Raw genomic sequence first — 230 nt, 5'->3', positions numbered from 1 at the left:
ATAACTCTTTTTAAGTTTACTTATATAATTTTCTTTAAGTTTACTATTTATATAACTCTCTTTAAATTCGCCTATATAACTCTTTTTAAGTTTACTATCTATATAATTCTCTTTAAGTTTACCTATATAACTCTCTTTAAGTTTATTATTTATATAACTCTCTTTAAATTTACTTAGGTAATATATATTACTAGTAAGTCTATAAATAAGTAATATTGAAATTTTCTTCC

At 18.7% G+C, this 230-nt stretch carries 1 protein-coding gene; it reads right to left on the bottom strand.

The annotated features are described in order from the left end of the window. On the bottom strand, positions 1-230 hold a 230-nt coding region (locus CVH10_RS27185; RefSeq protein ID WP_219925141.1), incomplete at both ends, for a hypothetical protein.

The sequence above is a fragment of the Halomonas sp. ND22Bw genome (assembly GCF_003011945.1).
GTDB lineage: Bacteria > Pseudomonadota > Gammaproteobacteria > Pseudomonadales > Halomonadaceae > Halomonas > Halomonas halophila.
This window is presented reverse-complemented; position numbering and strand designations above follow the sequence as displayed.